Annotated in this window: 19 protein-coding genes; 17 read left to right on the forward strand and 2 right to left on the reverse strand. The window is 60.8% G+C overall.

The genetic code is table 11. The features are described 5' to 3' along the window. Positions 1-5 precede the first annotated feature (5 nt). From fabG to ACZM96_RS05270, 16 genes are all read left to right on the forward strand, one after another. Positions 6-749 (forward strand): 3-oxoacyl-[acyl-carrier-protein] reductase, encoded by a 744-nt coding sequence (gene fabG, locus ACZM96_RS05195; RefSeq protein ID WP_294487197.1) that lies wholly within the window; start codon positions 6-8, stop codon positions 747-749. Between the two features lie 130 nt (positions 750-879). Further along, a complete protein-coding gene (locus ACZM96_RS05200; protein ID WP_077072368.1) occupies positions 880-1,116 on the forward strand; it encodes an acyl carrier protein in 237 nt (78 codons plus the stop codon). Between the two features lie 357 nt (positions 1,117-1,473). Next, positions 1,474-2,718, forward strand: a complete 1,245-nt coding sequence (gene fabF, locus ACZM96_RS05205; protein ID WP_489487784.1) for a beta-ketoacyl-ACP synthase II — start codon at positions 1,474-1,476, stop codon at positions 2,716-2,718. Between the two features lie 47 nt (positions 2,719-2,765). After that, positions 2,766-4,010: a serine hydroxymethyltransferase gene (gene glyA, locus ACZM96_RS05210; protein ID WP_489487785.1), complete on the forward strand. Its 1,245-nt coding sequence runs from the start codon at positions 2,766-2,768 to the stop codon at positions 4,008-4,010. Positions 4,011-4,115: 105 nt separating this feature from the next. Then, the gene (locus ACZM96_RS05215; RefSeq protein ID WP_489487786.1) at positions 4,116-4,658 is read left to right on the forward strand and encodes a deoxycytidylate deaminase; all 543 of its coding nucleotides are present in this window, start codon (positions 4,116-4,118) and stop codon (positions 4,656-4,658) included. Further along, positions 4,655-5,785 (forward strand): bifunctional diaminohydroxyphosphoribosylaminopyrimidine deaminase/5-amino-6-(5-phosphoribosylamino)uracil reductase RibD, encoded by a 1,131-nt coding sequence (ribD, locus tag ACZM96_RS05220; protein ID WP_489487787.1) that lies wholly within the window; start codon positions 4,655-4,657, stop codon positions 5,783-5,785. Before ACZM96_RS05215 ends, ribD begins: the two co-directional genes overlap by 4 nt. 2 nt (positions 5,786-5,787) lie before the next feature. Then, complete coding sequence (locus ACZM96_RS05225; protein ID WP_489487788.1) at positions 5,788-6,453, forward strand: riboflavin synthase; 666 nt, start codon at positions 5,788-5,790, stop codon at positions 6,451-6,453. 9 nt (positions 6,454-6,462) lie between these two features. Then, positions 6,463-7,683, forward strand: coding sequence for a bifunctional 3,4-dihydroxy-2-butanone-4-phosphate synthase/GTP cyclohydrolase II (locus tag ACZM96_RS05230; RefSeq protein ID WP_489487789.1), 1,221 nt, complete (start codon positions 6,463-6,465; stop codon positions 7,681-7,683). 7 nt (positions 7,684-7,690) lie between these two features. Continuing rightward, positions 7,691-8,161 (forward strand): 6,7-dimethyl-8-ribityllumazine synthase, encoded by a 471-nt coding sequence (gene ribH, locus ACZM96_RS05235; RefSeq protein ID WP_489487790.1) that lies wholly within the window; start codon positions 7,691-7,693, stop codon positions 8,159-8,161. Further along, a complete protein-coding gene (gene nusB, locus ACZM96_RS05240) occupies positions 8,161-8,622 on the forward strand; it encodes a transcription antitermination factor NusB (RefSeq protein WP_489487791.1) in 462 nt (153 codons plus the stop codon). The genes ribH and nusB overlap by 1 nt, the downstream gene beginning before the upstream one ends. 66 nt (positions 8,623-8,688) lie before the next feature. Continuing rightward, positions 8,689-11,193, forward strand: a complete 2,505-nt coding sequence (gene leuS / locus ACZM96_RS05245; protein ID WP_489487792.1) for a leucine--tRNA ligase — start codon at positions 8,689-8,691, stop codon at positions 11,191-11,193. Positions 11,194-11,340: 147 nt separating this feature from the next. Further along, positions 11,341-11,874 (forward strand): hypothetical protein, encoded by a 534-nt coding sequence (locus tag ACZM96_RS05250; protein ID WP_346666417.1) that lies wholly within the window; start codon positions 11,341-11,343, stop codon positions 11,872-11,874. Positions 11,875-11,896: 22 nt separating this feature from the next. After that, positions 11,897-12,889 carry a DNA polymerase III subunit delta gene (holA, locus tag ACZM96_RS05255; RefSeq protein ID WP_489487793.1) on the forward strand — a complete coding sequence of 331 codons (993 nt, stop codon included), beginning with the start codon at positions 11,897-11,899 and terminating at the stop codon, positions 12,887-12,889. 4 nt (positions 12,890-12,893) lie between these two features. After that, entirely contained in the window at positions 12,894-13,589 is a 696-nt protein-coding gene (locus ACZM96_RS05260; RefSeq protein ID WP_489487794.1) for a JAB domain-containing protein, read from the forward strand. Positions 13,590-13,625: 36 nt separating this feature from the next. Further along, complete coding sequence (gene lon, locus ACZM96_RS05265; protein ID WP_489487795.1) at positions 13,626-16,163, forward strand: endopeptidase La; 2,538 nt, start codon at positions 13,626-13,628, stop codon at positions 16,161-16,163. Positions 16,164-16,334: 171 nt separating this feature from the next. Continuing rightward, entirely contained in the window at positions 16,335-16,916 is a 582-nt protein-coding gene (locus ACZM96_RS05270; protein WP_489487796.1) for a hypothetical protein, read from the forward strand. A gap of 93 nt (positions 16,917-17,009) precedes the next feature. Here the strand turns inward: ACZM96_RS05270 and ACZM96_RS05275 are convergent, their stop codons facing one another. Together ACZM96_RS05275 and ACZM96_RS05280 are read right to left on the reverse strand one after the other, a co-directional pair. Further along, the gene (locus tag ACZM96_RS05275; protein ID WP_489487797.1) at positions 17,010-17,303 is read right to left on the reverse strand and encodes a hypothetical protein; all 294 of its coding nucleotides are present in this window, start codon (positions 17,301-17,303) and stop codon (positions 17,010-17,012) included. Positions 17,304-17,333: 30 nt separating this feature from the next. After that, on the reverse strand, positions 17,334-18,053 hold the full coding sequence (locus ACZM96_RS05280) for a hypothetical protein (RefSeq protein WP_489487798.1): 720 nt from the start codon (positions 18,051-18,053) through the stop codon (positions 17,334-17,336). Here ACZM96_RS05280 and ACZM96_RS05285 point away from each other — a divergent pair. After that, positions 17,988-19,489, forward strand: a 1,502-nt coding sequence (locus ACZM96_RS05285) for an autotransporter outer membrane beta-barrel domain-containing protein (protein WP_489487799.1), incomplete at its 3' end; no start/stop codon positions are given. The two genes, ACZM96_RS05280 and ACZM96_RS05285, sit on opposite strands and share 66 nt — an antisense overlap.

Genomic DNA, 19,489 nt, shown 5'->3' on the forward strand with positions numbered 1-19,489 from the left:
TGAGCATGAGCGAACTCACCCCTACCGCGATTGTCACCGGTGGTTCCCGCGGCATCGGCCGCACCGTGGCCCTTACCCTCGCCGCCGCCGGATATCAGATTTATTTCACCTACGTGAGCCGTCCCGAAGCGGCCGAGCAGACCGTGGCCGACATTGAGGCTCAGGGCGGTCGCGCCCGCGCCTTCCGTCTGGATTCCGGCGACTCCGAGGCGGTGGCCCGCTTCTTTGCCGAGGAAATCAAGGGCAAGGTGCAGCTCTCCGTGCTGGTGAACAATGCCGGCATCACCCGCGACACGCTCGTGCTGCGCATGAAGGACGAAGACTTCGACGCCGTGGTCAACACCAATCTGCGCGGCGCCTTCCTGTTCCTGCGCGAGGCCGCCAAGATCATGACCCGCCAGCGCTGCGGCCGCATCATCAATATTTCTTCCGTCGTCGGCCAGATGGGCAACGCCGGTCAGATCAACTACGCCGCCGCCAAGGCCGGACTTATCGGCATGACCAAGTCCGCCGCCAAGGAACTCGGCAGCCGCTCCGTGACCGTGAATGCCGTGGCTCCCGGTTTCATCGAAACCGACATGACGGCAGCTCTTGCCGAAGACGTGAGAAAAGCCTATGTTTCCGCCATCCCGCTGGGCCGTCTCGGCTCCGCCCAGGATGTGGCCGACGCCGTGGCCTTCCTTGCTTCGGACAAGGCGTCGTACATCACCGGACAGGTGATCGCCGTCAACGGCGGACTGTACTGCTGAGGATATTTCCGGAAAACCCGGCGTCCCTCCGCTGTCGGTCCGGGGCGCGGGATTTTCCCTAGTCGTCTGGCAATGCCGGAGCAGAGCTTCCGGCACAAGTAGAAACCTGAAACACCCCCTGGAGGGAACCATGGCCGCCGTTGAAGATAAAGTTAAGCAGATCATCGTCGAACAGCTTCAGCTTTCTGAAGAAGAAGTGACTCCCGAAGCTTCCTTCATCGAAGATCTGGGTGCTGACTCTCTCGACCTGACCGAGCTCATCATGGCCTTTGAAGAAGCCTTCGGCGTGGAAATCGCCGACGAAGACGCTCAGAAGATCCTGAAGGTCAAGGACGCCATCAACTATATTGAAAGCAAGCAGAAGTAAGTTATTACTTCCTTTCATCTTGTTTTCATGAAGATGCCGGGGAGCTTCGCGTTCCCCGGCGTATTCGAGTTTCGGCGGCTTCGCCGTTGGCGAGCCGCACGGCGTCCGCGGGAGCGGACGCCCGCGTCCTGTCCGGCAAGACAGTTGTCCGGCAGGGGAGCGCGGCCCTTGACAGGGCATCCACTCTGACGGCTCGTGAACGTTCCGGGCCGAGAGCTGTTTCCTGACGGGCGCTTCGCGGAAGGAGAGGTCCGCGCGAAACCAAAATTTCGGAAGAGAGTTCCGAAGTTCTGTTTTCAGAAGCGTTCCGGCATGTTGGGAACATTTTCCCGTCACCTTTATCTGGAGTTGTTCCGCGTGGATCGTAAGCGCATAGTCATTACCGGCCTTTCCGCCATCACTCCTCTGGGCACCGACCTTGAGAGCAGCTGGGAGGCCCTGCTTGCCGGCAAGTCCGGCATCGGTCGCATTACCCATTTTGATTCCACCGAATTTCCCACGCACATTGCGGGCGAAGTGAAGGATTTCAAGCCTGAAGAGTTCATTCCGGCCAAGCAGTGCCGCAAGATGGACCGTTTCTGTCAGCTCGCCGTCTGCGCGGGCATGCAGCTCGTGGCCGATTCCGGTCTCAAGATCGACGAGAGCAACGCCCAGCGCGTGGGCGTGGTGCTCGGCGTCGGTCTCGGCGGCCTCAAGACCATTGAAGACTTCCACGAAAAGCTGCGCACTTCCGGCCCCAACCGCGTATCTCCCTTCTATATTCCCATGCTCATTTCCAATATGGCTCCCGGTCAGGTGGCCATATTCACCGGCGCCAAGGGCATCAACGTGGTGTCCACCAGCGCCTGCGCCTCGGCCCTGCACGCCATAGGCAGTGCCTATGATCAGCTCGTGCTCGGACGCGCCGACGCCGTCATCACGGGCGGAGCGGAATCCACCATCACGGAAATGGGCATTTCCGGGTTCACGGCCATGAAGGCGCTGTGCACGGCCCATCAGGACGAGCCCGAAAAGGCTTCCCGTCCCTTCGACGCCGGCCGCAGCGGCTTCATCATGGGTGAAGGCGCCGGCATGCTCATGCTCGAAACGCTGGAGCACGCGCTCGCCCGCGGTGCGAAGATCTACGCGGAAGTTGTGGGATTCGGCGCTTCCGACGACGCTCATCACATGGTGGCTCCGCTGGAAACCGGTGAAGGCATGGCCGCGAGCATGCGCAACGCTCTGGCCGACGCCGGACTTTCTCCCGACGCCATCGACCATGTGAGCGCCCACGGCACCTCCACGCACGCCAACGACGCCGCCGAAACCAAGGCAATGCACGAAGTGTTCGGCGATCATGCGAAGGATCTCGCCATCACGGGCGTGAAGTCGCAGATAGGCCATCTGCTCGGCGCTTCCGGCGGCGTGGCCAGCGTGTTTGCGTCGCTGTCGCTTTCCACCGGCATGGTGCCCGGCACCATCAATCAGGAAACGCCTGATCCCGAGTGCGATCTCAATTACATGGGCGGCGGCTCGAAAAAGCTCGATCCCCGCTATGCCATGATAAATTCCTTCGGCTTTGGCGGCACCAATGCCAGCCTTGTGCTGAAGAAGTTCGATTAATCTGCAGGGCCGGGGGACCGGCCCTCAATTTTCAGGAACGGAGAACCATGGACGAACTGATTTTGCGCGACCCCGAAGTCGCGGCCGCCATCTGGAAGGAATCCCGTCGCCAGGTGAGCAAGCTTGAACTCATCGCTTCGGAAAACTTTGTATCTACCGCCGTGCGCGAAGCGCAGGGCTCCATCATGACGCACAAGTATGCCGAAGGCTATCCGGGCAAGCGGTATTACGGCGGCTGCGAGTTCGTGGACGTGGTGGAAAACCTCGCCCGCGACCGCGCCATGACGCTGTTCCACTGCGACTACGCCAACGTGCAGCCTCATGCGGGCAGCCAGGCCAATATGGCCGCCTACCTTGCCCTCATCAAGGACGGCGACACCGTGATGGGCATGGATCTGTCCCACGGCGGTCATCTGACTCACGGCAGCCCCGTGAACTTCTCTGGCCGCACCTATCACTTCGTTCCCTACGGCGTGAACCGCGAAACGGGACGCATCGACTACGATGAGCTGGAAAAGAAGGCAGAGGAATGCCATCCGGCGCTCATTGTGGCCGGCGCCAGCGCCTATTCGCGCATCATCGACTTCGAGCGCTTCCGCAAGATCGCCGACAAGGTCGGCGCGAAGCTCATGGTGGACATGGCGCACATCGCCGGTCTCGTGGCGGCGGGGCTGCATCCTTCGCCCCTGCCCTTTGCGGACATCACCACCACCACGACGCACAAGACCCTGCGCGGCCCCCGCGGCGGCATGATCCTCACGAGCCGCGGCGAAGAATACGGCAAGAACATCAACAGCAAGGTGTTCCCCGGCATTCAGGGCGGCCCGCTCATGCACGTCATTGCGGCCAAGGCCGTGGCCCTCGGCGAAGCGCTGCGTCCTGAATTCAAGGAATATCAGGCCCAGATTCTCCGCAACGCCAAGGTGCTGGCCTCCTGCCTCACCGACGCGGGTTACGATCTCGTGTCCGGCGGCACGGACAACCACCTCATGCTTGTCGATCTCACCAGAAAGGACATCACCGGCAAGGACGCCGAACACGCTCTTGATCTTGCCGGCATCACGGTGAACAAGAACACGGTTCCGTTCGAGACCCGTTCTCCCTTTGTCACGTCCGGCGTGCGCATCGGCACGGCCGCGCTCACCACGCGCGGCATGAAGGAAAAGGACATGGAAAAGGTGGGCGGCTGGATTGTGGACGTGCTTTCCAACACGACCAACGAAACTCGCCTTGGCGAGATTCGCGCCGAAGTGGAAGCCTTTGCCTGCCAGTTCCCGCTGTTTGCCTGGTAAATACCGGGGACGGCCCTGCGCTTTTTTGTGCGCGGGGCCGTCTTTTTTTCCCGTTTTCAAACGGGCTTGCACATGATAGTTTCCGTTGATGGAACAGGAGGCGCTATGGCGCAGGGCGGCAGAGCCAGCTGGCCACGATATTTCATGGACATCGCCTACCTTGTGGCGGAACGCTCCACCTGTCTGAGAAGAAAGGTGGGGGCTGTTGCCGTGCTCGATCGGCGCATTCTGGCAACGGGCTACAACGGCGCGCCCTCCGGCGTGCCTCACTGCCTTGAAGCCGGCTGTCTGCGCGCGCAGCTCGGCATTCCTTCCGGGCAGAGGCATGAGATCTGCCGCGGCATTCACGCCGAGCAGAACGTCATCATTCAGGCGGCGGTTCACGGCATCTCCCTGCGCGGAGCAGAGATTTTCTGCACCACGTATCCGTGTTTTATCTGTGCGAAAATGCTTATTAATTGCGGCATTAAAAAAATATGGGTTTCAGAAAATTACCCGGATGAGTTCTCGAAGAACATGCTGGCGGAAGCCGGTGTCGAGGTCATCCATCTGCCGCACGGCGCGGATGAGGCGTGTCCCGTGAGCGGGGAGCCTCGCTCCGAAAAAAGCGCCGCGGCGGGAGAAGAAAAGGAAGGAGGCAAGGCGTGAATCGTCACGAAAATTTCATGCGCAGGGCACTGGAACTGGCCGAAAGAGGGCGCTGGAGCACGGCTCCCAATCCTACGGTCGGCGCCGTGCTGGTGCAGGACGACAAGATCGTCGCCGAGGGCTGGCATCAGGTCTGCGGACAGGGACACGCGGAAGTGAACTGCCTGCGCGACGCCCGCGAAAAGGGCGTGGACCCCTCGCGCTGCACGCTGTACGTCACGCTGGAGCCCTGCAATCATCAGGGCAAGACGCCTCCCTGCACGAAGGCCATTCTGGAAGCGGGCATTCCGCATGTGGTGGTCGGCATGCCCGACGTGAACGCGCAGGCCGCGGGCGGCGCGGAATATCTGCGCTCCATGGGCGTAGAGGTGGAGACGGGCGTGCTTGAGAAGGAGTGCCGCGATCTTGTGGCCGACTTCATCGTGTGGCAGACCACGCGTCGTCCGTACGTCATTCTCAAGATGGCCTCCACGCTCGACGGACGCATCGCCACGCGGGCGGGCCGCTCCCAGCTCATTTCCAACCGGGCCTCGCACGAAGAGGTCATGCGCCTGCGCGAGAACATCGGCCGCGCGGGCGGTGCGGTGCTTGTGGGCGGCAACACGTTTCTTCTGGACAATCCCCGTCTTACCGCGCGCACGGCGAGCGCCCAGCGTCAGCCTCTGGCCGCGGTAATGACCTCCCGTCTGCCCGCGGGGGACACGAGCTGCCATCTGCTCGACGACAGGCCGCAGGACTGCGTGTTCTTCAGCACGGCCGCGCAGGCGGCGTCGCCTTCCGCGGCGGCGCTGCGCAATCGCGGTGCGCGGGTGTACGGCGTGGACTGCCCCGCGGGCAAGCACGCCCTCGACGTGGAAGAGGCGCTTGTGGGCCTGCGGGAAAACGAGCACTGCCTGTACGTGCTTTGCGAGGGGGGCGGCAAGCTTGCGCTTTCGCTTCTGGAACGCGGTCTTGTGGATGAATTTCATCTGCATCTTTCTCCCGCCATTCTCGGCGACGCCGACGCCACGCCCGTGTTCTCCGGCCGCACCGTGGACAGCATGGATGATGCGCTGCGCATGCGCGTGGTGAAAACTTCCGTGGTGGACGGCGACATTCATCTTTATTTCCGCGCGGACAGAGGATAGTCATGTTTACGGGACTTGTGGAAGGGCAGGGCCGCATCGAGGCTGTGGACAAGCGCGGCGGAGACATCCTGTTCCGGTTTCATCCGCTGTTTGCGTGGGACAGGCCCGAAATCGGCGAATCCGTGTCCTGCAACGGCGTGTGCCTCACCATGGAAACGTGGATTCCCGCCGGACCGTCGTTCACGGCGTTTGCTTCGGCGGAAACGCTGTCGTGCTCCAATCTCGGCGGCCTGACCGTGGGCGGTCTTGTGAACATGGAGCGCGCCATGGCCATGGGAGAGCGTTTCGGCGGTCACATCGTGAGCGGACATGTGGATACCGTGGCGAGAGTGGAGAGCGTGCGTCCCGTGGGGCAGTCACGCTGCGTCCGCCTTGTGTTCGCGCCGGAGTGGAGTTCGCAGATCGTGCCCAAGGGCTCGGTCACGCTGGACGGCATCAGTCTTACCGTGAACGACTGCGGGCCCGGTTTTCTGGAAGTGAACATCATTCCCGAAACCTGGCGCGTGACCACCGTGGCCTTCTGGCGTCCGGGCTCGGCGGTGAATTTGGAAACGGACGTCATCGGCAAGTATGTGAAGCACCTCATGCAGCCCTACGCCCCCGGCGGCAAGGCTCCCGAGGAGCGCGTGACCATGGACTTTCTGCGTCGTAACGGCTTCGGCCTTTGAGGACAGCGTATGCCCCTTTGCAGTGTGGAGACCGCCCTTGACGATCTTAAAAAGGGCAGAATGATCATCCTTGTGGATGACGAAGACCGAGAGAACGAAGGCGACCTTGTGGCGGCCGCCGAGTTCGTTACCCCCGAAATCATCAATTTCATGTCCCGGGAGGGCAGGGGACTCATCTGCCTTTCCCTTTCCGCCGAGCGCGCCGACGCGCTGAATCTGCCGCTCATGACGCGGCGCAACGGCTCCAGGTTCGGCACGAACTTCACGGTGTCCATCGACGCCGCCAAGAGCGAATTTCCGGCCATTTCCGCCGCAGGCCGCGCCCATACCGTGCGCGTGGCCGTGGCCGACGGCGCGAAGCCCTCGGATCTGGTTTCTCCCGGCTGCGTGTTTCCTCTGCGCGCGAAGAAGGGCGGCGTGCTCACCCGCGCGGGGCAGACGGAAGGCAGCGTGGATCTGTGCTGCATGGCCGGCCTCAAGGAAGCGGCGGTCATCTGCGAAATCATGAAGGACGACGGCACCATGGCCCGCATGGCCGATCTTGAAAAGTTCGCCGCCGAGCATGATCTGCACATCGCCGCCAACAAGGACATCATCCGCTGGCGTCTGGAGCACGGCGAAGTGGCCGTGAAGCGTGCGGCCGAGGCCTCCATGCCCACGAAGTACGGCACGTTCCGCATCATCGCCTATGAAAATTCCGTGGACGGCCGCACCCACGTGGCTCTCGTGAAGGGCGACGTGACCACCGACGAACCCGTGCTCGCCCGCGTTCACAGCGAATGCCTGACCGGCGACGTGTTCGGCTCCATGCGCTGCGACTGCGGCGGTCAGCTGGCCGCGGCCCTGCGTCAGATAGAAAAGGAAGGCCGCGGCGTGCTGCTCTACATGCGGCAGGAAGGCCGCGGCATAGGTCTGGCCAACAAGATCAAGGCCTACGCGCTTCAGGAACAGGGCCTGGACACCGTGGAAGCGAACATTCGTCTTGGCTTCCGGCCCGATTTGCGCGATTATGGCGTCGGCGCTCAGATTCTGGTGGATCTGGGCATTCGCAAGCTCCGGCTGCTGACCAACAATCCCACCAAGATCGTGGGGCTGGAAGGCTACGGACTCGACATCGTGGAGCGGGTGCCCATCGAGCAGGAGCCCGGCCGCTACAATGAAGACTACCTGCTGACGAAGAAAGAAAAAATGGGCCACCTGCTCAGGCGGGTATGCCCCAAGACAGAGTGAGGACATCATGTATTCCGTCAAGACCATAGAAGGACAGCTCAATGCCCAGGGGCTGAAGATCGCCATTGTGGCGTCGCGTTTCAACGACTTCATCGTTCAGCATCTCGTGGAAGGCGCCATCGACTACCTGACCCGTCACGGCGCGTCTCAGGAAGACATCACCGTGGTGCGCGTGCCCGGCGCGTATGAGCTGCCCATCGTGTGCAAGAAGATGGCCGCGTTCTCGCAGTACAACGGCATCATCGCTCTCGGTGCGGTCATCCGCGGCAGCACTCCCCATTTCGACTACGTCTGCTCCGAAGCCGCCAAGGGCATTGCGCAGGTGTCTCTGCAGTCCGGTCTGCCTGTGGGCTTCGGTCTGCTGACCTGCGACACCCTCGAACAGGCCATTGAGCGCGCCGGCGCCCATGTGGGCAACAAGGGTTCGGAAACCGCCGCCGCCGTTGTGGAAACCATCCGCGTCATGGAGCAGCTGTAATGGGTGCAAAAGAACCCTCCCGTCGCGCACAGCGTCTGCTGGCCTTTCAGGCTCTGTATGGTCAGGAATTTCTGGAATGCGCTTCCGTGGAACAGCTCAAGGCCGCTTTCCTTGCCGTGCCCCGTCAGGACGAGGCTCTGGAGCAGGACGGCGATCCTTCCGGCTTCGCCTGGGAGCTGGTGTACGGCGTGTGGCAGCATCGCGACGAGCTTGACGCCGTCATCGAGCGCTTCGCCCGCAACTGGCGTCTGGACCGCGTGGGGCGCGTGGAACTGAATCTGCTGCGCCTCGGCGTGTATGAAATGCTGTACCGCGCCGACGTTCCGCCCAAGGTCTCCATGAACGAGGCCCTCGAACTCGACAAGCAGTACGGCGATTCGCGTTCCCACACCTTTGTCAACGGCATTCTCGACGCGGTGAGCAAGGCCGTGGACAAGGGAGAACTGCGCAGCCGCGGCTGATGCCGCATCGGAAATATCTCTCGATCTGTTATCGCGGGCGCACGCCCGAAGCTTCAAGGAATAAAAATGGCACTCTCGTCTCGTTACGATCCTCATGCGCTGGAAGAAAAATGGCAGAAGATATGGGCTGAAAAGGGCTCCTTCAACTGCGATGTTGATCCTTCCAAACCCAAGTATTTTCTCATGGAAATGTTTCCCTATCCTTCGGGCAACATTCACATGGGCCATGTCCGCAACTATTCCATCGGCGACGTCATGGCGCGTTTCCGCCGTCTGCAGGGCTACAACGTTCTGCATCCCATCGGCTGGGACGCCTTCGGTCTGCCTGCGGAAAACGCCGCCATCAAGCATGGAACGCACCCCGCCAAGTGGACGTATGCCAATATCGACAACATGCGTTCCCAGCTCAAGCGCATGGGCTACTCCTATGACTGGCGCAGAGAAATAGCCACCTGCCGCCCCGAATACTACCGCTGGGAGCAGGAATTCTTCCTCAAGTGCCTGGAAAAGGGCCTCGTGTACCGCAAGAAGGCTCCGCAGAACTGGTGCCCGAGCTGCCACACCGTGCTCGCCAATGAACAGGTCATCGACGGCAAGTGCTGGCGCTGCGATTCCGAGGTGGAGCAGAAGGATCTCACGCAGTGGTTCTTCCGCATCACCGCCTACGCCGACGAGCTGCTCGCCGATCTGAAAAAGCTGGAAAATGGCTGGCCCGCCCGCGTGCTCACCATGCAGCACAACTGGATAGGCCGCTCCACCGGCGCGGAAATCGTGTTCAAGCTGGAAGGCCGCGAAGGCGAGATCAAGGTGTTCTCCACCCGCGCCGACACCGTGTTCGGCGTGACCTTCATGACGCTCGCTCCCGAACATCCGCTCGTGGAATCCCTCATTGCCGGTCGCGAGAATGAGGCTGAAATCCGCGCCTTCATCGAGCGCACCCGCAACATGGATCGCCTGGACCGCCAGTCCGAAACCCTGGAGAAGGACGGCGTGTTCACCGGCGCCTACTGCCTGAATCCCTTCACCGGCGACCGCATTCCGATCTGGCTCGGCAACTTCGTGCTCGCCGACTACGGCACCGGCGCGGTCATGGCCGTGCCTGCGCACGATCAGCGCGACTTCGACTTCGCCCGCAAGTTCGGCATCGGCATCAAGGTTGTGGTGAGCCCCGACGGCAAGGAAATGGATCCCGCCTCCATGACGGAAGCCTACACCGAACCCGGCGTTCTGGTGAATTCCGGCGAGTTTTCCGGCATGCCCAGCACCGAAGGCAAGGCGGCCATCATCAAGAAGCTGGAGGAAACCGGCAAGGGCCGCGCCACGGTCAACTATCGCCTGCGCGACTGGAACATTTCCCGTCAGCGCTACTGGGGCGCGCCCATTCCCGTGGTGTACTGCGACAAGTGCGGCGTGCAGCCGGTGAAGATTGAAGATCTGCCCGTGCGCCTGCCGCTCGACGTGAAGACCTGCGACGACGGCCGCTCGCCGCTGCCGCACACGCCTTCCTTTGTAGAGACCGTGTGCCCCTGCTGCGGAGGCCCCGCCCGTCGTGAAACCGACACCATGGACACATTCGTGGAGTCTTCCTGGTACTTTGCGCGCTACACGTCCGCCCGCAAGGAAGACGCTCCCTTCGACATGGAGGCGCTCAAGTACTGGATGCCCGTGGATCAGTACATCGGCGGCGTGGAACACGCCATTCTGCATCTGCTGTACTCCCGCTTCTTCACCAAGATGCTGCGCGACTTTGGCTATCTGCCGGCCGACATGGACGAACCCTTCAAGAATCTGCTCACGCAGGGCATGGTGCTGCTCGGCGGCAGCAAGATGTCCAAGTCCAAGGGCAACATTGTGGATCCCGACGCCATGGTGCAGAAGTACGGCGCCGACACGGTGCGTCTGTTCTGCCTGTTCGCCGCGCCGCCGGAACGCGACTTCGACTGGAGCGACAGCGGCATTGAAGGTTCCTACCGCTTCGTGAGCCGCGTGTGGCGCATGTTCTCCGACATGCAGTCCATTCTGAAGCCCGTGTCCGCCTGCTCCGACCTCTCGCCCGCGGCGAGCGACGCCATCCGCGCGCTGCGCCTGAGCGAGCACGCCACCGTGAAGAAGGTGGGCGAGGACATCGCGGAACGCAATCAGTTCAACACCGCCATCGCCGCCATCATGGAACTCGTCAACAGCGTGAACCAGTACCGTGAGGAACTTTCCGCCACGGAAGAAGGCCGCAGGGCTCTTTCTTCCGCCATGTCCACGGTGCTTGTCATGCTCTTCCCCTTCACGCCGCACATGTGCGAGGAAGTCTGGCAGCAGCTCGGCCATGAGGATTCTCTGGACGACGTGCGCTGGCCCGAGTGGAGCGAGGAAGCGCTGAAGCGCGACGTGGTCACCGTGGTGGTGCAGGTGAACGGCAAGCTGCGCGGCAAGGTGGAAGTGCCTGCCGGCGCGTCCCGTGAAGAACTGGAAAAGGCTGCGCTTGCCGAGCGTTCCATCCAGAATCACATTGCCGGAAAGACGATCCGCAAGGTCATCGTGGTGCCCGGCAAGCTGGTCAACGTGGTGGCCGGATAGCTTCGCCGGTACGGAACGAGGCTTCATGCTCATATTCCGAAGGAAGGGGGGAAGAGTTCTCTTCCCTCCTTTCGGACGGAAAATGCGGTGCAATCTTTCGGAAAGGACTTTGTCCCCGCTTCCGGACTCGCCGCAAAGGAATATTTCATGAGAAAACCCAGGGGAACGTGGAAAGGTATGATGGCGGCCGCCGTCTGCTGCCTGAGTCTGTTCGTCGGCGGCTGCGGCTACGAGCTGGACGGGTATTCCTCCAGCAGCTCGAGAGCGGTCAGCGTGCTCGGCGACGGCAATCAGACGCTCAGGATAGACAAGGTGGAGCAGGTCACCATGTATCCCTGGGTTCAGTATTACCTGCGCGGTCTTGCGCGCGACGAAGTCAATTTGCGGCGTCTGGCCCGCTGGGTGGACAGCGGCAACGCCGACTATCTTCTCACCATCACCATGCCGGGCTTCCGCGTGCGCTCTTCCGTGTCCAACAGCGTGGACAACACCCTGCTCAGCGACACCGTGGTGCAGCTTGAACTTGTGGTGCGCAGCGGCAAGAACGGCACGGTGGTGTGGCGTTCCGGCGTCATTTCCTATTTCGACAAGTACGAGACCGTGGACGAAGGCAACGCCATCCGCGACGGTTTGAAGGAAGCGCTGCGCCGCGCCTTCGACCGCATGCAGCAGAAATTCTGAGTCGCCCCGAACGGAGATCGTCATGGACAGGCCGGGTTTCTTCTTCTGCATCTGCCCCGATGCCGCGCTGCTTCGCGAATACGTGGAGCGGGAGCTCATCGCTCCGGCATCATCCGGGGCGCTGCCGCCGGACGTGCAGACGTTCTGGGCGGACGAAGGCCTGGACAGACGCTTCTGGGACGCGCTCACGCTGCTCGGCATGGACGGCCGCAGCCGCGTGCTGGTGGTGCGGGGCGCGCAGCAGCTTCCCGCGGATGTCTGGAAGAAGCTTTCCGCCGCGCTCGGCACGCCGAGATCCGGGGTGCTGGCCGTATTTTGTCTTGAAGGCCCCTGGGAAAAGGGGCAGCCCAAGCTGCCCGCGTACATCGCCAAGCTCAAGTGTCTGGCCTTTGCCGACAGCCGGAAGTGGGTGTGGCGCTCGGCGGGCATAGATGCCCGTTCCCTGCGGCAGCACATTCAGAAGCAGGCGTCCGCCATGGGCCTGCGCCTGGCTCCCGACGCGCTCAACGCGCTTTCGGAAATGCTCATTCCCGACGCCTCCGCCATCCGCGGCGTGCTGGAACAGCTCTATCTCGCCTCGCCCGACGGTTCCGTGGACGTGTCTCTCGTGCGTCAGATGACGGAATTTACGCCCGAAGCCGTCATTTTCGACGTCATCCGTCAGCTGGAAAACGGCAATGCGCGCGCCGTGTGGAAAACGCTGCTGCGCGAGGGCGACGGCGGCGAATCGCTGCTCTTTCCTCTGCTGACGCTCATGGCCAGAGAAGCCCGCCTGCTCTGGCAGCTTCAGGCCGGCGACAAGGTGTTTGTTCCCCAGTTTGTGGAAAACGAAAAGCGCCGCCTTGCTTCGCGCGTGGGCTTTGCGGGCCTGTGCCGCATGTTCGCCGAACTTCAGAAGGCCGAGCTTTCGGTCAAGAGCGGAGCCCGGCAGCCGCTTCAGGCCATGGAAGAACTCGTGGCCTCGCTTTCCCTCGTATTCGCCCCGGAACAGGGCCGGACGAGTGTCGGGCGCTGACGTTATGAAGGACGGCGCTTCTTCTTCCGAATCCGATCTGCGTTCCGGTCACAGAAAACGCCTTCGCGAACGCTTTCTGGCCGACCCCGGAGCCCTTCCCGACTACGAACTCTTGGAGCTTGCGCTCGGGTGCGTGTATGTCCGGCGCGACAACAAGCTGCTCGCCAAGCGTCTTCTGGCGCGCTTCGGCGGCTTCGACGGTCTGCTTTCGGCCTCGTCCGAAGAGCTGGCGGACGTGGAGGGCTGCGGACCGGCCGTTGATAGTTTTCTTTGCCTTCTCCGGGAAATCATTGCCCGCGCATCGGAAAGCAACGTACAAAGAAAGCAGAGCGTTACCCTGCCCGATCTTGTGGAGATGGGCAGGCAGCGTCTGAAGCACTGCGCCGATGAAGAAGTGTGGGCCGCGCTTCTGGACAAACAGAATCGACTGCTTATGTTTAAAAGGATTCGTCATGGCTCGCCGGATCATGTGGCTCTGGAACCGCTCGAAGTGGTGGAGCTCATGATACGGAACCATGCAAGCAGTCTTGTCCTCATGCACAACCATCCCGGCGGAACCTACATGCCGTCGCAGGAGGACAGGGCGCTGACAGGTCGCATCGCCCTGGCGCTCCGGCATCTGGGCCTGTACCTGCACGATCATGTGATCATCACTTCCGAGGCGGCGTTCAGCATGATGCACGACTGCCGCCTTGCGTGACGAAAAGGACTGGGATCTGCCCTAATTGAGGATAGCATGAGCGATACGCAAAAGACGCTTTCCGCATTGCCGGAAGAAGAGAAGAAAGACCTGCTGGAACAGGAGACGGAACATGCCGCTCTTCCTGCGGAGGCTCGGGACAATGGTTCGGACGACTCCGGGGAAGGGCAGGGCAACGAAGGAGGAGCCTCCGGCGAGAACCCTGCCGGCGACGCCGACGACATGGCTCCGGCGATTCCTTCCGTGCTGCCGGTTCTGCCTCTGCGCGACAGCGTGGTGTTCAATTCCATGATAGTTCCGTTGTTCGAGAGCCGCGAAAAGGCCATGGAGGCCGTGGAATTCGCGCTCAACGGCAACCGTTACCTTTTGCTCTGCGCCCAGCGCGACGCTTCGGCCGAAGAGCCTGAACCGGATGATCTGTACAATGTCGGTTCCGTGGTCATGATTCTGCGCATGATCAAGATGAACGACGGTCAGGTCAAGCTGCTGGTTCAGGGGCTTTCGCGCGCGCAGGTGGAGGAATTCGACAACAACGGCCCCATACTTCTTGCGCGCATACGCGTGCTGGAAGAAAACAGCGGCGACGTTTCCGACGTGGAGCTTGAAGCCATGATGCGTTCCGCGCGTGAGCAGAGCGACCGTATTCTGCATCTGCGCGGACTTCCCTCCGGGGAAATCATGAACGTTTTGAACTCCGTCAACGATCCGGGCCGCCTTGCGGACATCATTGCCGCCAACATGCGCCTGCGCGTGGACGAGGCTCAGGCCCTGCTTGAATGCCTCGATCCCGTGGAACGGCTGCGTCTGGTGAACAGGCATCTGGTTCGCGAGGTGGAAGTGGCCACCATGCAGGCGCGCATTCAGAGCATGGCGCGCGAGGGCATGGACAAGGCGCAGAAGGATTACTTTCTGCGCGAGCAGCTCAAGGCCATACACAAGGAACTCGGCGACGGCGAAGACGGCGACGACGAGAACGAAAATCTCAAAAAGGCTCTGGACAAGGCTTCGCTGCCGCCCGACGCAAGACGTGAGGCCGACAAGCAGCTTCGTCGTCTGGCCTCGATGCACAACGATTCCGCGGAAGCCAACGTGGTTCGCACCTATCTCGACCTTCTGGCCGAGCTGCCGTGGAAGAAGATGTCCCGCGACAGGCTGGACATCGTGAAGGCCGCGGCCATTCTGGACGAGGATCATTTCGGCCTTGAAAAGGTGAAGGACCGCATTCTCGAATTTTTGAGCGTGCGCAAGCTGAACCCCGATTCCAAGGGGCCGGTGCTGTGCTTCGTGGGGCCTCCCGGCGTGGGCAAGACCTCTCTCGGCCGGTCCATCGCAAGGGCGCTCGGCCGCAAGTTCCAGCGCATTTCTCTGGGCGGCATGCGCGACGAAGCGGAAATCCGCGGACATCGCCGCACCTACATCGGCGCCATGCCAGGCCGCATCATTCAGGCCATCCGGCAGGCGGGCACGCGCAATCCCGTCATCGTGCTGGATGAAATCGACAAGCTCGGCAACGACTTCCGCGGCGATCCCGCTTCGGCGCTGCTCGAAGCGCTGGATCCGGAGCAGAATTCCCATTTCAGCGATCATTATCTGAATCTGGAATTTGACCTGTCCAAGGTGCTGTTCCTCTGCACGGCCAACCAGCTCGACACCATTCCTGCTGCGCTGCTGGACAGACTGGAGATCATCCATCTTTCCGGCTACACGGAACAGGAAAAGCTGGCCATTGCCCGCCGGTATCTGCTGAAGCGCCAGATTGCGGAAAACGGCCTCAAGGAAGAGGACATCGTGTTCCGCGACAACGCCATGGCTCGCGTCATCCGCGGATACACGCGGGAAGCCGGTCTGCGCGGACTGGAGCGCCAGATCGGAGCCATCTGCCGCAAGCTGGCGAGACGCAAGGCGGAGGGGGAAAAGCCTCCCTTTGTGGTCACGCCGGCCGTGGTAGCCAGACTGCTGGGCGCGCCGCGTTTCCTGGACGAGGAAAAGGAAGGCTCGCTTTTGCCCGGCGTTGCTTTGGGCCTTGCCTGGACGCAGGCGGGCGGCGAGGTGCTGCATATTGAAGTGAGCACCATGCAGGGCAAGGGCGGACTGCTTCTGACCGGACAGCTCGGCGACGTCATGAAGGAGAGCGCGCAGGCCGCCGTGACCTATGCGCGTTCTCACGCCAGGGAGCTGGGCATTGATCCCGAGTTCTCGCAGAAGCTGGACATTCACATCCATGTGCCTGCGGGTGCGACGCCCAAGGACGGGCCTTCGGCGGGCGTGACGCTGGTGTCTGCTCTGGTGTCCGCGCTGACCGGACGCCCCGTGCGCAGCGACACCTGCATGACCGGCGAAATCACGCTGCGCGGACGGGTGCTGCCGGTGGGCGGCATCAAGGAAAAGATTCTCGGCGCGGTGGCGCGAGGGTTGAAGCGTGCGGTCATTCCCGCGCAGAACGTCAAGGATCTGGAAGAGATTCCTTCCGATCTGCGCCGTCGCATCGAAATTCACACCGTGCATACCATAGGCGAACTTCTGCCGCTGGTGCTGGAAGAAAAGAAAGAAAAAACAGAAAAGAAAGAGGCGTAGCCGCCTGAACTGACGGGCGCTGCGCGTTGAGAGGCCGTTCCTTTCGGGGAGCGGCCTTTTTTTTGTGTCCTGCATGCGGGCGGGTTGACGAAGAAGAGGCAAAAGCTGCGATGCCCGGACGTTTCGGGCGTCGGAAACGGCGGGAGAGCATTCGGGAGAAGGAACTCCGGCTTGTTTTTCGGCAAAAAGGCGCGCGAGATGATGGCCGCTTTCCCTGGGGGGAGGCGGCTTTTTGGGGGAAAAATTTTTTGCGGAGAGGCAGTTTTTTCCCGTATTCCGGGGAGCTGGCAGGGCCTTGTTATTCCAGAGATCGCGGGCGGAGGGTCATGCTTCCAGCATCCGTATGATCTTGGCGATGATCCCCATAAGTTCTTCCTGTTGTTCCACAGACAGCACGCTCAGCATTTCTTCCAGACAAATGGCGTTGGCGTGCGTTCCAGCGTTCTGTTCGCGAAAAAGTTCCGCCGGAGAGCATTCCAGAACGGCGGCTATCTGTTCTATGCGTCCGAATCGCGGAGCCGTGTATCCGTTTTCTATGCGGGAAAGAGCGTCCGGCGCCATATCCAGACGGGCGGCAAGATCTGCCTGATTCATTCCCAGAAGCTGGCGACGTCCGGCGATGTTTGCCCCCAGAACGGCCGCGAGATGCGGCGTATGTTTTTCCGGCATTTCCATCCCTTCAGTTTTTTGTTGAAAGTGAAGGAATTTGCAGGAAGTGAAAATGTATTTAAATTACATCTTGATTTAAATTGAATTTAATTCAATATTTTTAACGAGCGTTTTTCCGAGATGGGCTGCCGATCTACAACTATCGGAGATCAAAAAAGAATCTCGGAAAAGTAAATTTCAGGAGGAAAAATCATGCTTACCAAGGGTGCCATCGGCAATCTTATCAATCGTTACAGGGCCGTGCTGGAAAAATGCCGCCTCATGAACATGTTCGGTTCTCTGGCCGTAGCGTCCATGCTGGTCATGGGCGGAGCTGGAGTGGCAGGAGCTGAGCCCATTACTACGGGGGAGGGTTTTAAGAAGGCCGTCACCGATGCCGAGCCTGGAGAAACTATCACGCTGGGACAGGATATTGAGCAAGGGCTTGGTGCTGTATTCAAGCAAAACGTTACCGTTGATTTTGCTGGTCATACATATACGGCTTACGCTGGTTCTGTAGGTTCAACAGGAACCGAAACCCAGCTTTTCCAGCTTCTTAAGGATAGTGATGCCGTTACTCTGAAAAACGGAACTCTTGATGTAGCCTCGCCGACTGCCGAATCTGGAAAATTCAAGATGGTTCTTCAGAACTACTGTAATCTCACTCTGGAAAACATGGTCGTTGACGGCAGGAATCTTCAGGGAAGCGCGCCTTATACCATGAGCAATAATCATGGAAACGTCGTTATCAACAACTCTACCATCATTGCGAAAGAAGGCGGTTTTGCCTTTGATGCCTATTACTGGCCAGGTAGCTATACCGATGGTGTCAGTGTAACGGTGACTGATTCGACTATCGACGGAAGGATCGAAGTCACGGTCGACGGGAAAAAGGAAATAGGTGAAAATAAACATAGCTTGTCCATTTCTGGAGGAACTCTTGTTGGCGGTCTTACTGCCACGAATGGCGGCCAGTTGTATACCGTAGGTACCACACAGATTAGTAATGTCGCTATCAATAACAATACTGCTACCAATCTTGGTGGTGGTATCTATAATGCCGTTCAAAACGCCTTGGACGGTGGTGTCGCTGGCAGAGGTCTCCTTACCCTCAATAATGTCTCCTTCTCGGGCAATAAAGCTAGCCAGGGCGGTGCTATCTATAACGCCGCTACGATGAAACTCGCTGGCATCAACACCTTCTCCGACAACACCGCCAACGGCGTAGGCAATGACGTTCACAACGCCGGAACCATGACCGTAGAGAGCGGCGTGACGAAGCTCAACAGCGGCTACACGCAGGAAGGAGCCTCTTCTGCCCTCAACGTGAACACCGGTGCTGCCCTTGCCATCGCCCTGCCCGACATGGGCGGAGTAACGGCCTCCAAAGACGAAGCTCTGCTCGCCCTCGGCAAGCAGCTCGCCCTCGGCGAAGGCAAGCTGCGCGTCGGTTCCGTAAGCTCCGGCAACGACGCTGCCGTGGCCTTCGGAAATAATTCGCTGCTGGTCGTCGACGGCAAGGCGGCTAACGCCGGAGCCATGATTACCGGTAGTGGCGATATTTCCGTGGACAGCGGTTCCAAGCTGTACATCGCCAACGCTCGGGCGGGTGAAGCTTACACCATCACCGACGGCCTGAACACGGTCGAAGGCGAATATTGGAAGAGCGCCAATTTGCTGGCCGGACGTCTCATTGAAGCTGAAATTTCACAGAACGGCGAAGGCGACATTGTTGTAAAAGCGGAAGCCAGAAATGCTTCTTCGGTGCTGCCCGGCATCATTCCCGTGGCCGCTCTCAACACCATGGTCAGCAACAATCTGAACGACACCGAGTCTTCCTCCGCAGGCATCCGCTTCCTGAGCCGCGCCATGGACAATGTGCAGTTCATGCCGAATGACGCCACTGCCACCGCCATGGTGAACGAAGTCTCCCGCGCGGCCGTGGCCGCGGGCGTGCAGAACACCGCTCTGCGCCTTGCCGACGCCGGCGTGGATCAGCTCAGTCATCATCTGTCGCTGAGCTTCTTCGGCAAGGAAAACAACATCCACAAGGACGGCGTGGACATCTGGGCCACACCCATGTACGGCAACACCTACACTCACGGCATGGCGGCTTCCGGCGCGGCCGTGCGCGGCAACTACGGCGGCGTCACTCTCGGCGCGGATGCCAAGGTCGGCGAAATTCTCGGCGGCAAGGTGCGCGTGGGCGCGGCCGTCAACGGCGGCGGAGGCAAGTCCGAAACCAGAGGCACGGCCACCTCTGCCGACAACGAATACAACTTCGGCGGCGTGAACCTCTATGCCGGATGGAACCTCGACAGCCTGAACGTGATGGCCAGCGTGGGCTACGCCATGGCCAACCACGACGTGAAGATGAACCTGCCCGCCTCCATGGGCATGGGTCAGGCCAAGGCCGACGTGGACACCAACGCCTTCATCGCCGACCTGCGCGCCGAATACCAGATCAACACCGGCGTCGCGGACATCCTGCCCCATGCGGGCGTGCGCTACACCGCCCTCAACACCGAAAGCCACAACCTGAAGGTGAACGGCTCCACGCTGAATTCCGTGGCGTCCGACACGCAGCACATCGTGCAGTTCCCCATCGGCGTGACCGTGTCCAAGGATATCGACGTCTCCGGCTGGAACGTGAAGCCGCTGGCCGACGTGTCCGTCAT

It is taken from the genome of Mailhella sp. (assembly GCF_057866825.1).